At 39.8% G+C, this 16,221-nt stretch carries 10 protein-coding genes; 1 reads left to right on the forward strand and 9 read right to left on the reverse strand.

All coding sequences use genetic code 11. The annotated features are described in order from the left end of the window. Window positions 1-2 precede the first annotated feature (2 nt). The gene (locus EHQ64_RS13140) at window positions 3-5,906 is read left to right on the forward strand and encodes a carboxyl transferase domain-containing protein (RefSeq protein WP_135649923.1); all 5,904 of its coding nucleotides are present in this window, start codon (window positions 3-5) and stop codon (window positions 5,904-5,906) included. Between the two features lie 45 nt (window positions 5,907-5,951). Here EHQ64_RS13140 and EHQ64_RS13145 read toward each other — a convergent pair whose 3' ends face one another. From EHQ64_RS13145 to EHQ64_RS13185, 9 genes are all read right to left on the reverse strand, one after another. Continuing rightward, window positions 5,952-8,930 (reverse strand): PP2C family protein-serine/threonine phosphatase, encoded by a 2,979-nt coding sequence (locus tag EHQ64_RS13145; protein ID WP_135649924.1) that lies wholly within the window; start codon window positions 8,928-8,930, stop codon window positions 5,952-5,954. A 4-nt stretch (window positions 8,931-8,934) separates the two neighbouring features. Next, window positions 8,935-9,357: an ATP-binding protein gene (locus tag EHQ64_RS13150; protein WP_135649925.1), complete on the reverse strand. Its 423-nt coding sequence runs from the start codon at window positions 9,355-9,357 to the stop codon at window positions 8,935-8,937. A 9-nt stretch (window positions 9,358-9,366) separates the two neighbouring features. After that, window positions 9,367-9,708 (reverse strand): STAS domain-containing protein, encoded by a 342-nt coding sequence (locus tag EHQ64_RS13155; RefSeq protein WP_135649926.1) that lies wholly within the window; start codon window positions 9,706-9,708, stop codon window positions 9,367-9,369. Further along, entirely contained in the window at window positions 9,709-10,632 is a 924-nt protein-coding gene (locus tag EHQ64_RS13160) for a hypothetical protein (protein ID WP_135649927.1), read from the reverse strand. Window positions 10,633-10,837: 205 nt separating this feature from the next. After that, window positions 10,838-11,935 (reverse strand): sensor histidine kinase, encoded by a 1,098-nt coding sequence (locus EHQ64_RS13165; RefSeq protein ID WP_135649928.1) that lies wholly within the window; start codon window positions 11,933-11,935, stop codon window positions 10,838-10,840. A 182-nt stretch (window positions 11,936-12,117) separates the two neighbouring features. Beyond that, window positions 12,118-12,819 carry an MgtC/SapB family protein gene (locus tag EHQ64_RS13170; protein WP_135649929.1) on the reverse strand — a complete coding sequence of 234 codons (702 nt, stop codon included), beginning with the start codon at window positions 12,817-12,819 and terminating at the stop codon, window positions 12,118-12,120. Window positions 12,820-12,939: 120 nt separating this feature from the next. Then, window positions 12,940-13,719, reverse strand: a complete 780-nt coding sequence (locus EHQ64_RS13175; RefSeq protein ID WP_135649930.1) for an inositol monophosphatase family protein — start codon at window positions 13,717-13,719, stop codon at window positions 12,940-12,942. Window positions 13,720-13,751: 32 nt separating this feature from the next. Further along, on the reverse strand, window positions 13,752-14,498 hold the full coding sequence (locus tag EHQ64_RS13180) for a CPBP family intramembrane glutamic endopeptidase (RefSeq protein WP_135649931.1): 747 nt from the start codon (window positions 14,496-14,498) through the stop codon (window positions 13,752-13,754). A gap of 47 nt (window positions 14,499-14,545) precedes the next feature. Beyond that, window positions 14,546-15,901, reverse strand: a complete 1,356-nt coding sequence (locus tag EHQ64_RS13185) for a HEAT repeat domain-containing protein (protein ID WP_425460425.1) — start codon at window positions 15,899-15,901, stop codon at window positions 14,546-14,548. Window positions 15,902-16,221: the final 320 nt, after the last annotated feature.

Genomic DNA, 16,221 nt, shown 5'->3' on the forward strand with positions numbered 1-16,221 from the left:
GAATGTTACCAATCACAAAACCGGAACCAGAATCCGTAACCCAAGGAATATTAAGTATTCCTGAAATAGAATCCGTATTAAAGGAATTAAGAGCACTAAACCCAGGTCGTTCAGAAAAAAATGAACCGATCCAAAAAAGAAAAGGGATCCTCAAAAAAGTATTGATCGCGAACAGAGGAGAGATCGCAAAAAGATTCTTTCTCGCATTAAGGGAAGAAGGGATCCGATCCGTAGCAGTTGTAACCGATCCGGACAGAGACCAATCATGGTATGAATCCGCAGACGAGATCATTTATATCGGAACCGCAGACAAATATACGAATTCCCAAACGATCATCGCGGCCACTTTATTGTCCGATGCAAATGCGGTATATCCTGGATACGGCTTCCTATCTGAGGATTTCAGATTCGTAGAATCTTTAGAAGAAGCATCCCTCATATATAAAAAAAATATAATATTCATGGGACCCAAAGCTTCCGTAATGAGAAAAGTCGGCAACAAACTGGATGCAAGAAAATTAGCCTTAGATAACGGGATCCCTCTCTTAAAAGGAAGCGGACCTATCACCGGAGGAGAAGAGATTGCTATTCAAGAAGCCGAACGGATCGGCTATCCGGTAATGATCAAGCTGGATAGTGGCGGCGGTGGAAAGGGAATGGTAATCGTAAGAAATTCCAAAGAACTTTTACCCGCAATCGAAAGTGCAGTACGAATCGGGATCCAATCCTACGGCAATGGTACTTACTTCTTCGAAAAGTATGTAGAAAGACCTGCACATTTCGAAGTGCAAATCTTTAACTCCACTGCAGTTGGAATTCGTAAATGTGCAGTTCAAAGAAGAAACCAAAAAGTGGTCGAAGAAAGTGGAGAAACATTTTTAGACGACAGGACCCTATTACAATTATTATCCTCCGCCGAAAAGATCGCTCATATCTCAGGTTATTCGGAAGGTTGCGCCGCAGGGACAGTGGAGTTCCTACTAGACAACGAAACAGGCAATTTCGGTTTTCTAGAAATGAATACTAGATTACAGGTAGAATATCCTGTTACGGATCAATCTTTAGGGATCGATCTAGCAAAATGGCAAATCCTATTCTTTGACGGAAGAGAACAAGAAATACCTTACGAGTCCGTGATCAGAAGAAGGTTCTCGGATAGAAATCATTCCATTCAATGTAGGATCTATGCTGAAGATCCATTTCAAAACTATTCCCCTTCTCCCGGAAAGATCAAAGATCTGGAACTTCCCACATTTAACGGAGTGCGTTGTGATTTCGGATTCAGGAAAGGAGATCGAGTTTTAGGCGATTACGATCCGATGATCGGAAAATTGATCACCACTGGAACTACGAGAGAAGAAGCTCTCGTAAGAATGGAAAGAGCACTTTCAGAACTTTATGTCAAAGGGATCACCACAAACATCGAACAATTGATCAAACTCATAAGACATGATCAATTTAAATCCGGAGAATATGATAATCTGATCTTAGCGATCAATGAAGAATTGACTAGGCCGGATACGGAATCGGAAGAAGAAGGAGCCCTCATCTGTTCTTTAGCGGAAACCGTTTTTATCTCTGAGAATGATCTTAAAAAATCATTTAGAGATAGAGACCTACCTAAACTTCTTCATTCTCAAGAATCAGAATATTCTTCCTACGAATTCGAATTAAAATCGGAAACCAAAAACTATAAAACACGCCTTTTCAGGACTTCTCTCTCTAATTATAGGATCTTAGTAAACGGAAAAGACTCGGGAAAGATCTCAGTTTCTTTAAGCGGAGAATCCGGAGAGGAATTCATGGTAGAATATTCCGGACGGACAATTCCAGTCCGAGTAGACAGAAGACCTTCTTTTCATTCCATCCGATTCTTAGATAAGAACGGTACAATGAGATACGTAAGATTCTCCGTTCAATCCAAAGACAAAAAAAATAATTTATCTACTCAAGGATTATTAAGATCTCCTTTCCAAGGCACTTTCGTAAAGATCTGCAATAATCCGAAGACAAATTTTCCTTGGAAAGAAGGAGATAAGATCCAAGCAGGAGATCCAATTTTAGTGATTTCTGCTATGAAGATGGAAACCGTTCTTTCTTCGCCTTCTTCGGGAAAACTTTCACATCTGATCGAGCATGGAGACATCAGCAAGTTAGTTAGAGGAACAACCGCATCCGGAATGGTCTTAGGAAAAGGGCTAAGTGAAGGAGAAATCCTGGCGAAAATAGAAACGGATGAAAAACCGGAAATTAAAAACGATTTAGATAATCATAATGCTTCTGGCGAATCTCTTTGGGAAATCTGGCAAAGTATAGAACAAAAGGCGGATACAAACTTCTCCCCAAAAAAGAACCCATTCAAAGGAGAAGATCTCAGGATCCTATTTAGATCTTGGATCCTAGGAACATTCAGAGAACAAGATGCGATTGAAAAAATTGGATCCATACTTTCAGAATTCGAATTTTCCAGAGGATCCGATTCCGAGAATAAAATTTGGGGGAATCTATATTTAGAGATCTTAAAGTTCCATGTATTAGTAAGAAGAATATTTTCTTCCGATCCCGGAACAAAATTCTCTCATTACGGCGAGATCCAAAGAGCACTTTCAGAATGGGATACGGAAGGTTATAATCCCCCTAAAACAACAAAAAAACTTTTATCAAATGCATTCCATTATTATGGCATTAAACCTTGGAGCCCACTTCGCAGAAGTAAAGATCAGAAAGATGCTTTTTTGTTCTTAGTAAAGGCGTATGCAAATCTGAGAGAAGGAAAAGAAATCGTAGCAAAATTATTGGAAACTCTCTCCGTCTATGCTCCTCCTACTCCTTCTATCGATCTGGCCTTGAATGGTATCCTATATCTTGAAGAAAGAGAGAAAGAAACTTTACTCGAAAAAACTGCGAGAAAGATCTTAAACTCAAGAGGAAATCGACCTCAGAAATTTAAGGGAGGAGATGCGACCATTTCCAGAGAACACGTATTCGATTATATTCGTTTTCTAAAATCTCCTTGGTCTTCCGTTTCAGAAGAAAGATCTGAAGTTTTAGAATCCGAATTTAAAAAATCATTCTCAAACTCTCTACCTTTATTGCCGGAAAATTTAGATAAGGCTCTTGTTTCCCAGTTAGAGAAGAAAATAGAATATTGGGAAAATATCGGAAAGATCAAAAGAGTATTTTCCCCTACTCCAGGACATTTTCTATATTATTTGGAAACTGATCGGGAAAAACAATATATCCTCTTCTCCACTCTTTCCGGAATTCCCGAAAAAAGAACTTCAAGATTCGATCTAGAAACTACTTCTAAAATAGGAGCATGTATCTTACAAGGTGCACAGCTTCTTCATAAAGCCGATATTTTCAGATTAGAAGTATTGGTTTCCGGGGTAAAAGTACAATTCGATCTAGGATCCAACGAAGAGAACATATTTAATTATAATAGTATAATGGAGTCCGCGAACTCGGTCTTAAGATTCTTCCTACACGGATTGTATAGCCAGTTTACTATGGACTTTTTCTCGGAAAATTCAGGTAAACAAGTAACCTTGTCTTTCTTCTTCAAAGATGGGAAACTTAGAATGGATATAGCACATCCAAACGATCCCAGATTCCCTTATTGCAACGGAACAAATCCTAAAGACTTGGCTGTTTTTCAAAAAGGTAAATGGCCTCTCGAATGCTGGGTATCCGAAATTTTTGATGCGAATTCATATCATGAGATCCTCGTACCGGGTGCAGATGGGCTATTAAGAAAAAATCCAAAAACAGGATTAGAAGAAAAATATATACCCGGGGCAAAAATTTTCGAAGGAAACATAGGTGGGAAACCTGCATTATGTTTTTTTAAAGATTCCAGAGTCGCAGGAGGAGCCACAGGAGATATAGAAGGGAGAAAATATCTCGCTGTAGCATATTATTCCTATAGAAAAGATCTGCCTTTATACGTTTGGAACGATGGAGCGGGAGCAAACATTAAAGAAGGAATGGTCTCATTGAACAGAGCAGCCGAAGGCTTTTTTATGAACTCCCTTTTGACCGGAGGAATAAATGCAGCCGAGTTCAGAGCCTCAATCGAGTCACATCCGGATCCGATCCTAAGAGAAGTATGTGCTTCGATGGAGAAAAAATTCTGTTCTGAATTTAGAGAGTATGGCCCGGAAGAAAAGCCGTCCCATAGTTTTACGATTGCAGTAGGAACAGGATCGTCTACCGGCTTGGACGTTTACGGATCTTCTCAAGCTTCTTTACAATTAATTTTGAATGAAGACGAATCTTACAGAGTTCTAACCGGATCTTCAGTAATCGAGTCCGTGACTGGAGAAAAATTCACGAACTATGAGATCGGCGGTGCCAAGATCATGGGCCAAGCAACAGGAACTGTGGATTTTGTAGCCAACGATAAGATCCAGTTGATCTGGTTTATCAGAAGGATCCAAGATTCATTGATCGGATGTTCTTTTTCCAAAAAAGAAAAAACCCAAAGAGTATTCTCCGAGGATTGGAATGTTTTAGATGAAAACGAATTAGTTCATCATTCTGAAAGCGGCTTCTTTCTTCCTGTTAAAGAAAACTATTCAGGCTCAGGATCATTAGTTTCCGGATTCATTAGATTGGGGGAAAGTTCTCTTCTTTCTATGGGACCTAGAACAAGCGATGGATTCCATTCTCTACCTTGTATCATCAAGGCAAAAGAGTCGGTGCGTATCGCGGAGAAAACAGGCGCAAGTTTACTTTTAATCTATGGGAAAAAATGGTTCAGAAGTTCTCATCTAGATGATTATGATTCCCTACGACCAAGAAGAGACTTTCAGAAATCATTACAAAACTTCCAAGGAGCATGTTTACATTTTGTAAAAGATCCAGAAGGATTAAGGATCCCAGAACTTGCATCCAGCGCGGACGTTTGGTTATTATTAGAGCCGAACGAAAAAAGTAAGACATCAGCACATAAAGAATTTTCAAACAAAAAACGATGGGCGACATTTACCGCAAAGAATGAAACGCAAGCATATGACATCATTAGAAAATTCTTTTATTTAATGAACCAAAGACGAACAAACAAATTCACACCGAATTCTGAAACGATAAAACTTCCAAACGAGATCAATGTATCTTACGATATGAAAGAAGAGATCGTTTATAAGATCTTAGACCAAAATAGTTTTTTAGAATTCGGAGAATGGGATCCGGGAACAAGTCTGATCACAGGTTTAGGTAGAGTACAAGGAAGAACAGTGGCGATCATCGCAGATCAACCTAAAGGAGGAGGTTCCCCGGACGCTCCAGGAACTGAAAAATTCAGAGTGTTCACTGAATTTGCAAACAAACATCACATTCCACTCTTAATGATCTCCGATGCTCCCGGGTTTGTGCCAGGAACAAAACAAGAAAGAGCAAGAATACAACAAATAGGCGGAGAATCTTTAGATGTAAATGTTCTATCTCAAATCCCGGTAGTATCAGTTATACTTAGGCAAAATTACGGGGGAAGACAGATCCATGCTTTCAGCGGATTTTTAAGACCTGGAATCGCATACTATTCGTTAGCTGATGCAACTCTTGCAGTGATGGGAGGAAACTCAGCCTTCGATCTATTCCAAGGAGCAAAGGTTTCCGCACTACGCAAGGAAGGAAAAACGGAAGAGATAGGGGCCGTACAAAAGGAATTTTTCGATTCTTTCCTAAAAAAATCCAGAGCAGATTCGGATGCAAAGAACACCGGTGTACTGGATGGAACTTATGACTCTATGTTGCAGCTTAGAGATATAATAAAGACCGGTTTAGAAGAAGCGGATCTTAAATTTTCTTCCTGGAGAAAAAATAAGAATAAATACTCTGAAGGAGAAGTATATCCGCGTCCTCAAAATCCGGAAGAAGATTGGAAAGATCTCATCCTCCCATAACTCGATCTTTAAACTAAGGGGTTCGGACAGAAAAGTCCGAGCTCCTTATCTTTTTCTCATCGCGATCATAGCAATATCGTCGGATAGTTTCGATAATCCCGTTTTACTTAAGTCCTGTTGTGTATGAGCTTCCACGTCTGCAACAATAGTTTTGATCAGATCTTCAGGACGTTTCTCGCCGTTTGCATGTAATAGTTTTGCAAGTCTTTCACGAGTGTACATATCCGAACTTGGACTTCTCGCTTCGTCCAAACCGTCGGTATACTCGAAGAAAATATCTCCAGAATCTAGAGTTAATACTCTCTTCTCTATCGTAGTTTCGAAGAAAGAATTCTCATCCATTCCAATCGGAAGTCCTCCCGCAGGAAGTTCTTTGATCTTTCCATCGGATGCATCGAAGAATAAAGGTTTCACATGTCCTGCGGAAATATATTCTAATTTGGATGTATTAGAATCGAAGATTGCAAGGAAGAAGGTAATAAAAATATGATCCGGTGTATCTTCGTATAAATAACCGTTGGCCTCGAGCAGGATCTTTTTCAGGTCTCTTTCTCCCTTCCTAAAAATTGCCCGTATCTGAGCCCTGAATAATGCCATTACTATCGCAGGACCGACACCATGATTAGAAACGTCTCCGATACAAATTGCGATCTTTCCTCCACCTAACTCAATGAAATCGTAATAATCCCCGCCAACTCCGGTCATCGCTTTATAGAAAGCTCCGAACTCTACGTAATCATTCAAGCTAGAAGGAAGTTTTTCAGGAAGAAGTCGTTTTTGGATCTCTTCTGCAGCGAGAAGTTCACCTTTCATCTCTTCCCTTTCTTTCAACCCATGAACCATATCGTTCAAAGATTCGCTTAAGACCCCGATCTCGTCATAGCCGGAAGGTGGGAATTCCACATTCAGATTTCCTTCTCCGATCGTTTCAGCGTTTTTACTGATCACTCTGATCCTTCTTACGACCAACCAAGCCAAACCGTAAGCGAGTAAGATAGCAATCGTTCCGATGATACCCGTATAACGGATCATCTCCTCTCGGTTGGTCCGCATTTGACGAACACCTTCCGTTCTATCTATTAATATAATATTATATCCTAATAGGTCTTTTCTGAGCAGGTCATAGACTAGACCTTTCCCTTCCTCTTCACCTGGAGCGAGCAAAGGAGTAGAATCCAGAGCCCACATCACTTCTTCCGCCTCACTCCTACTTCTCACTAAAATCCCTGAATCCCAAGCGATCCCTTTAGGAGTTTTCGGAAGTTCGGTTTCTGAGTTCCCGGAAAGTACCCATTCTCTTAAGAGCCTCCATTTGATACGGACCTCTTTTCTTTCGTTCTCATCTTTATAATATCTTCTGATAGCAGCAGGGCCGGTTTTGAACGGAATAAAGGTAAAATCTTCTAAAGCGGCTTCTCTCAGCCCGTAAAAAGCATCTTCGGCCTTATGCTCGTAGGAATTCCCCCAATCACCCTTGGTCCCTTCCAAACGAATTAAAGAATCCTTATATTCCTCTTCTTGAGATTCTAAGATCCTGATCTTTTCTTGGATTTCCTCAGGAGAAGATTTATTCTCTCCTTCTTTTGCAGGGAACTTCAGCATCTTCTCCCATTCCAAGATCTCTTTAGAGGTATTGGCGATCTTTTCCTTTAGGGATTTATGATCGTCCGCCCACTTTTTATCCGCCTTTTCAAAAGCAGAGTTATAAGGTTGTAATTGTTCTAGCTTAGTATCCCGCTTCTTTAACATCTGTCTATATGCAAGAGCCAGATTCTTAAATTCTTTATCCGCGGAAGGTTTGGCCTTTCCGTCCTTACGAAGTTCTGCCATTCTAGCTTTCAATCTTTGGGAAATTTCAGCGATCTCTGCAGAAATTTTACGATCCTCTTCTAAGTAATCCTTCCAATCCTTCGGATTTTCCGCGATTTCCTCCGCCATGGCCCTGGATCTTTCCGCAGTACTAGGATTTCGGAATACAGGACGATAGACTACTTCGTATTGTCTCCCGCCGACTTCGTAACTTTCCGCCTCGGATTTATTATGGATAACTTCCAAAACATCCGTATCTCCAAAAAGTCCCTTGCGGCTTTCCACAAAATCGGCTTGGGTAAAAAGTTTCTTTCCTGTTTCAGAACTTTGAGAGAATAACAATCCGGTATCTAAAGTTTCCTTACCAACACGATCATATGCTAAAATTCTAATTTTATCAGGAAGAAGTCCTAAGGAAGAGATCCTATCTTTGAAGGAACCTCTGAAAAAATTCTGGAGAGCTTTTGTTAATGCAGTTTCACCTGCGGCAGCTTTTTTTTCACCTTCCGGGATTGCTTTTTCTGCGGCCTTTCTTTCTTTTTCTAACTTATCTTTATCCGATAAATACGTTTTTTTCTTTTTAGGATCCAGATCCGGTTTCGCTAATTCTTGGTCCAAGAACTTTACTTCTTCGACAATTTCTTCTATTCGGATTTTAGAAGTTTCCGCACTAATTCTTGCAGAAGCTGTCCTTTCCGCGATCGCACGTATTCTTTCGTATACGGGGGCATCGATCGGGGCTCCATTCTCTTTTCTTAATTCGTTACGTACTTTAGATTCGAATTCTTGGATCTCTTTTTCGGAAAGATATCTGGTAAAATAAGTATCTACCGATTTATAAACATTCCCTCTTTTAACATTCAAACCGATGGATTGTCCGAAGGCCTTTAATGCTCCGAAAAATCCGCCTTCTTTCTGAACCACAGTTCTCTTAAATTTACTAAGCTGTTTCTTTTTTTCTTTTACCCTGACTTTGAACTCTTCAATCAGGATCATACTTCTACTCAGGTTTTCCAGATCCAAAACGACTGAGTTGACGTATTCCAAAGGAGCCTTTAGTTCGGATTCAAGTTTCTCTTCTAAAGCTTTCGTTTGTTGGGAATAATGAATTACGGAAGTAAAACCTAATATCGAGATAACTAATGCCGCGGTAAAAAAGGAAAGTTTTGCCCGAATGCCGGGAAGAACTGCTCTAAGGAATTTATTTTTGATCATCTTATTATCTCGTATGGATCAGAGTAAGTTTATTACGCGGAGGATTTTTCAGACGTTGGTAGCGGACTACCATGATCTTTTTGATGGAACGTAATCCGAAACCTCCATCGGCTCCGCTTTCGTATAATTCTTTCCAAGTTTCGCTTTTTTCTTTGGTGGGATCAAAAGGGACGCCTTCGTCAAGGATGGAAAATTTCCAACTCCCTTTATTCTTTTTCATTCTTAGTTCTATTTTGGAAGAAGAGATCGGTTCCGTAAAACCATGTTCGATCACATTTGTCATCGCCTCGTCCAAACAAAATACGATCCTACCCTTAACGATATCGGTGCATTCCTCTCCTAAAAATTCGCGAACCTCGCCGCGAATTTTGGAAAGTTCATCCAAATCTACAGAGTAATAGAGTATTTTTTCAAGAGAGGAATCCATTGTAAGGATTCACACTCCGCCTATTGCATCATCTAAAGAAGGGAACACTCTCACTTTTTTAGTGAAATACATCAGTTCCATCGTATCCTTCACTTCCTTCTTTAGGCTGCAGAAAACGATCTCTCCGGACTTCTCCTTTAAAAACTTCTGAATAGAGTTCAGAACACCGATCCCTGCGGATGCAATATAGGTTAACGCAGAACAATCACAGATAATAGTTTTGATCCCATTACCTACCGCTGCTTCCAATTTGATCTTCAGATCGGGAGCTGTTTTAGCATCGATCTCTCCCGCGACCTTAAGGATCAATTTGCTTCCGTCGACTTTTTCATTGAATGTAAGATTTGCCATTTATACACCCTTCCTCAATTCTTTCATTAAATCCTTCGCTTGTATGATTCCGTATAGTTTTCTTTCTAATGCATCTATTTCATAATAATATTTTGTATTCGGGTCTCCTTCGAAAATATGAGCATATTTCCGAATACCTTGAATCGCTTTTTTGGCGTTCCCTTCTAATATACCTTTTGTTATGGAAAAGTAAAGTTCTATTGCCAAAGAATCCCTTAACGTTTCCTTAAAACCAGGTTCACGTTTTCCTAATGCGTCTAAAAGATTATCAACCTCTTGTTCGCTATAAGTTTCCGAATCGCTGTAGTTAATTATATATCTAGAAAGTAGTTTTTTACAACGGACCAGGTTATTCACTTTCGCCGCGGATAATATTTGTTGGTATAAAGTATGAACTTCGGTGTCCAAATATACCTTCTGCCTTGTCCCGTCCAGTTTTACCGGCTCGAATGCAGACTTTAGTTCTTCTTTGGAAAAATTTTTGATCGAGTCTTCGAATAGTTTTTCGTTATTATTACTCGTAACCTTTTCGAATTCTTTTAAAGGTTTTTCTAATACGGCGACAAATTCCAATGCTTCCGGAGAAAATGCAATATTTTGCGCTTCTTGGATCCTTTCTAAGAAGAAAATACATGAATCACCCAACGCAGAGAGACTTTCTATAATTCCTTGGGAAATAAGGCGCTTACACTGATGAGGAATCGTATGAAGATAAGAAGGATTCCTAGAATCCTCTTGGATCTTATCTATCATCTTACTTGCTGCGAGAGCCGAGTGGGATTTTTCTCTTTCCCAACCTGCGTATATGAATGGGTCGTACAGATATTTTTTGAAATTCTTTTTGCCGGACATGGCAAGAAGACGGATGATTTTTACTAGTTCCTGTGCGAGATCCTGGGGGATCGATGTTCTTTTTTCGGCCATTTGTAAAAGGGATCTTTTTGTCCCATTGGACTTGGTTTTTCGCCGAATTGAAACAGGATGTTAGGCGAAAAATCCGATCAGTTCCAGGTCAGTAGAATTTTATAAGCGCAGAAAAAGCATAGCAAATTCCGAATTCTGAAACGATTCCTTCGTGGGACATAAACCGTTTACACTATTCGGAAAACGAGAAATACATGCTGATTTTTTAAACTAGAAGAATGGCCCGGGTTCCGATCGCGGGCTCGCTTTCAAAATCCAAAAAGGCATCCAACCGTTTAGCCATATCGAAACAGATCGATAGACCGATGCCCAAACCTTTTTCTCGGACAGTTCCTAGTTTGGAGCTCAACCTACCCTCTTTCAAATCACGTAAATGATCCGGGTCTATCCCTCCTCCTTCATCCTGGATCGAAAATCTATATTTCTGATCTTCCGAATGCGCCCGAACGATCACCTTCTTTCCAGGGGGAGTAAATTTGACCGCATTAGAGATGAGATTGCGGAGTATGATACTTAGGATTTCCTTATCCGAGATCACTATCGTGGGCGAAGATACTTCGACAGTTAAATTCACTTTTTTTGTTTCCGCAATCGCACCGTAAAAGGAACTCATCTCCAGGAATAATTCCTTCGGGTCGAATGCTTCTTTCTTAATATTCAAATAACCGAAATTAGCCGATGCCCAATGGGCAGTGTTATTGATAAAATGCCCTACTGATTTTAATTCATTCACGATCTTTTTAGCAAACATTTCTCTTTCACTCGGATCTATATCCGTAGTAGCGATCAATTCTGCAAGTGCACTCACTTGTGCCAATGGAGTTCTAAGATCGTGGGTTAATACGGAAAGAACTCTGTCCTTGAAATCACTTCTTCTTTGTAGTTCTTCTCTTTGATTGTATACCTCGTCTATATCCAAAAAAGCGACTAGAAGATAATTTTCCCAAGCGGATCCCTTAATTTCGAACCATTTATCTTGGCCGTTCTTTAATCTGATTCTTACGGTCATAGTCGCAAAATCGCGGCCTTCTTCCTTAGCTTTTAAAACTCTTCCCTTCCATTCTCTTAAAAATTCTTCCCTATATACAGGATCTGGCAATGCAGCTTCAAACCATCTTTCACCATTTGGAATATCTTCATAGTTATAACCGATCTGTTCTAAAAAAGATCGATTTAGATAGATCACGTCACCGTTTCCGGGAGTTCCATGTGATAGGCCCAATGGGCATGGAATAAAATCTCCAAGCTTTCTCAGCAATTCCGGATTATTAAATATTTCTTGGGATCTATCTTGAGTATTCATGCGTACGGATTTTGCAGTTCAAAATCGTTGCGTGAGAGTATACTCTATGAATTCAAAATCGGAAAAAACTTTTTCGAATACTAGATAGGTTTTTTATTCTAGAAAAATTATGAAAAGAAAACGAAGCAGTTTCGCCTTACTTTTGTCCGACCCATTTCATGTTTTAAGTTAGAGTCAATAAATTATGCCGATTCGATGCTTATCTTTATAACGTCCGCTAAATCGCGAAATTCATCCGCAATTTTTAAGATATCAAATTCCCTAGGAACTGCTAGGGTAAATTTGATCTGAGCACTTTTCGTTTGATAATCTTGCATAAACGATTCGGAAACGAGTCTCAATTTGTTCCTTAATAGTAATTCTCTGAAACCTTTTCGATGGAATTTTTTCTGTTTCAGATCAAGGATCAGGACTTTGTATTCATATTTTCCGAAATATCTTTCTTCTACCAAATCGAATAAGACTAGGATCACTAAAGTAGCAATCGTTGTAAGAAATCCCGCGAAATAAAGCCCTGCCCCCACTAATAAACCGATAGCAGATACGATCCAAATAGAAGCTGCAGTATTCAGTCCCTTAACCGTCAGGCCGAATTTCATGATCGCACCTGCACATAAGAAGCCCACTCCGGAAACTACCTGAGCAGCAATTCTGGAAGGATCTCCCCCTACCACTGAATAGTATTCCGGAATATATATAGAAAGAAGCATGAGCACGGTAGAAGCGAGTCCGATCAGGATATGTGTCCTGAAACCCGCCCCATGGTTTTTACCTTCCCTATTCCAACCGACCACTCCTCCCAGAAGAATGATCATACTAATTCGAATACTGACTGTGACCGTATCGATTGTTTTAGAATCTAAAATGGTGAAAAGTTCCTGCATATTCCTCGGACTTAATTTCTCTTTTTCTATATAGACTTCGATTTGTTAGATCAAATAGAGAATATGTATTTTAAAAAGAATGAAAAGCGAATATTTGAGAAAGGCGAAAAAAGAAACGATTTAGGATTTGTATTCGTAAACCTTTTTTAATAACTCAGGAACTTTTCCCATGATCGCAGACATACGGATCTTATTCCATTCCAAAGATTTACCGTTCTTATCCAAAACGAAACCTCCAGCTTCTTCAAAAGCCAAAACCCCCGCGGCAAAATCCCAGATCTTAGCTCCGCTTAAGTTCATAAAGATGTCCGTCTTACCTTCCAGCAACTCTAAGAATCCGGCTCCGGTTGCTGCCAAAGCTCTAGTTGCTAAGGTTCTTTTACTCATGTTGGAGATCCAACGGTAATCCTCATCCTGAAACGTATTATTGATCTCTAAGGAAAGAACGGAATGATCCAAACTCCTCTCATTCTGCAATTTTATCCTGGCATCATTGATATAAGTTCCGTTGCCGCGTATTGAAGTTACATAAATATTTAAGGCAGGGAAATAAATACATCCTACCTTAGGTGAACCATTTTCCACATATGCCAAAATTACGCTGAACTCTTTGATCCCTCGGGAGAATAAAGTAGTCCCGTCCAATTCATCACAAACGATAAAGGATCCGGGAAGAGGTTCGGAATTGTGTTGTTCTTCCATCACAAAAGGTAGATCGGGAAATCTTTCTTTCAGGATCTTTTCCAAAATAAGATGAGAATCCAGATCTGCTTGAGTTAAGATCTGCATCGGATCTTTTAGATCGAAGTTTCCCAATTTTCCGAAAGACTTTAAGATTTCTTCTCCTGCCGCCTTAGAAGCAAACTTAAAAATGGAAAGTATTTCAGGATCGGAGATCATATTCTATGATAAATAAAAATATTATAAATTTATTAAACAGTTCCGGAAGCTATGATCCAAATCCCGAATCCATGAGCTAAGGTGGAAGATATAAGCCCGAAACGTGAAGCAAGAAATCCACAAATCGTTCCTTCCCATAGAGTAAAAAGAAGAAGTGGAAATCCGATAGAAGTAACAGTCGTCGCTAAAAAGATATGAAAGAAAGCGAATGCCGCCCCGGAAATGAGCGAGGCTCTAACCCAACCGTATTTTTCCTCGGCAATTCCCCTTACATAACCTCTAAATAAAAATTCCTCGTACATATTTCCGACTAATGAAAACCAAAGCATTGGTAAAAGAAGGGAATTGCTTACAGGGCCACCGGGAACAGTATCCGATAAACTCTTATTCAAAGCCCAAACAGGAAAAGCGATTAGAAGTGAGGCAAGAATTCCGGTGACAATACCGGGGATCGGATTTCCTTTTTGCCATACGATCCATTTTCGGTTTTCAATATCAAATTTCCATAATGTAAGAACCAGGACCAAGGATAGAAGGCCGAGTAAATACAGAATTAATGCGGAATTGGATAGTCTGATCCAAAAACCTCCGACTGAACCCAAAGACCAAAGTCCGGCCCCGGTCATTGCATCCCTAAATAGAACAAACAGAAGTATATAAATTAAAACTCTAAGTTTAGGTTCCGGTTTTACTAAAACCCAAAGTAAACCGGTAAATATAAGAGCAGGAGAAACTCTGAAGAAGTAATAGGCAAAAGGTTGAAGTTCTGCAATTTCCAAAACTTTCTCCTATATTCGAGATCAGATCGGAGAAACGAAACCGAGTATCAAGGATTTGACTCTTCTGGTTGAGTAGAAGGTTCAGGTTCGGAAGGCCCCATATCATCTAAGATAGAAGGTTTTTTGCCTTTTTTCTTCGGCTCCTTCTCTTCTTTCGGAATGGATATAGTTCTTATCTGGATATACTTTCCGAAAACCCAACCTTGGACAGTCTCAGTAAAAGCGTCCTTATATTTGGTATTTACTAAAACTTTAAAATAGAAATCCTCTATTCTCTGGCCGTCTACCGGAAGGATATATGCCACCGAATTTTTAGTAACTACCTTTCCGACCTCTCCTACTTCCAGATCTCTGATCTTAGGAGCTCCTACGTATGGTTCTTTTAGAAGAGGAGTATTATCTGCAATAACGGTCATATATTTTCCGACCGCTTTCAACTTGTATAATCTCGCGCTGATCTCGTTAACGATATCCGGAGAGCCTGAGTTTGCATCAAGGATCCTTAATAAAGCAAAAATAGCAAAAGAGTTTTTCTGTTCAGTCAAAGTATCCAGGATCTGGTTCCTTAGGTTTACCTTATCCTTAAAGGAATCTTCCAAAATTTTCATAGAAGTTCTGGTCTTATGCCTTCCCAGCGCTTCCACAGATGCTTTTTGCAACTCTTCATCGTTAGAATTTAAATAATCTATAAAAGTACGGATGTCTTCTGGAACTTGATAGTATCCAAGACCTAGAATAGAAGCCTTTACGATCTCTTTATCATCCGATTTTAAGCCCTTCTTTAAAAGGACCTCTCTTGCACCCGGATCTCTGGTCTTCCCCATACCTCGAAAAGAGGCGATCCGGATCTCACGATCGGAAGATTTAGCACCTACATAAAAATATTCTAATGAAGTTTTGGAACCGATATCAGCAAGACCTTTGTAAGCAGCCTGTCTTACCCACTCTCCATCCCTCTCTATCATTCTATGCAGTATTTTAATCCCTGCAGGTCTTCCCATCCTTCCTAATGCTAAGGCTACAGCGGCCCTTACTCTTGGGATTGGATGAGTGGCACCGAATTTTTCCAAACGAGCATAATTAAAAGTGGCTTCCCCTTCGAAAACCTTCAATAAGCCGGTCTTTAGCAGATCATTATAACGTTTTGTTTCCGGGTCAACGACCGGCTTTTTAGGCTTATTTTTCGGGTTTTCATCGGATTCTTCGACATTATTATCCGAATTGTCAGTAGAGTTATTCCCTACATCGGAACTCGTACCTGGATCATCCGCGGCTTGAGCGAAAACGGGAGAAAACCATACCCCAAACGAGGAGAGTAGGAATAAACCTGGAAGTAAAAATCGATAATTCAATCGGGCAAACATTCTTATGAATTGAAAAGCAAGCTTTGGTCCAAGAAACATTTCCCTTTGCTATCCTCTATTCTTTTTTTCGACCATCCGTTATCGGCCGTTTACCTTTTTTTAGGGGCAAATCCTTGAATGCAACAAATGTAACCTTAAAAGTAATAATTTCTTTCCAGAACGGGATATATTTCGGGTACATACTACGTTCTATCTAGCCGATCCTGCTAAATTAACGACTCAAACGAGGGAAAGCCCTTCTCCATTTTATAACCGAAAATCCTGACTGAATTTTCATATCTTTGAAAATATCTTCCGCCTGGAACTGCTTGACTCTGTTTTTAAGAAATGGTAGAAGTCTAATACTCAGAGCGGAGGCA

This window comes from Leptospira sarikeiensis (assembly GCF_004769615.1).
Lineage (GTDB): Bacteria > Spirochaetota > Leptospiria > Leptospirales > Leptospiraceae > Leptospira_B > Leptospira_B sarikeiensis.

Excerpts from the sequence above, each read along its gene's own strand:
- EHQ64_RS13165 (WP_135649928.1), bottom strand. The coding sequence starts at position 11,935 with ATGAATACTCAAGATAGATCCCAAGAAATATTTAATAATCCGGAATTG.
- EHQ64_RS13185 (WP_425460425.1), bottom strand. The coding sequence starts at position 15,901 with ATGTTTCTTGGACCAAAGCTTGCTTTTCAATTCATAAGAATGTTTGCC.
- EHQ64_RS13155 (WP_135649926.1), bottom strand. The coding sequence starts at position 9,708 with ATGGCAAATCTTACATTCAATGAAAAAGTCGACGGAAGCAAATTGATC.
- EHQ64_RS13150 (WP_135649925.1), bottom strand. The coding sequence starts at position 9,357 with ATGGATTCCTCTCTTGAAAAAATACTCTATTACTCTGTAGATTTGGAT.
- EHQ64_RS13145 (WP_135649924.1), bottom strand. The coding sequence starts at position 8,930 with ATGATCAAAAATAAATTCCTTAGAGCAGTTCTTCCCGGCATTCGGGCA.
- EHQ64_RS13175 (WP_135649930.1), bottom strand. The coding sequence starts at position 13,719 with ATGATCTCCGATCCTGAAATACTTTCCATTTTTAAGTTTGCTTCTAAG.
- EHQ64_RS13140 (WP_135649923.1), top strand. The coding sequence starts at position 3 with ATGTTACCAATCACAAAACCGGAACCAGAATCCGTAACCCAAGGAATA.
- EHQ64_RS13170 (WP_135649929.1), bottom strand. The coding sequence starts at position 12,819 with ATGCAGGAACTTTTCACCATTTTAGATTCTAAAACAATCGATACGGTC.
- EHQ64_RS13160 (WP_135649927.1), bottom strand. The coding sequence starts at position 10,632 with ATGGCCGAAAAAAGAACATCGATCCCCCAGGATCTCGCACAGGAACTA.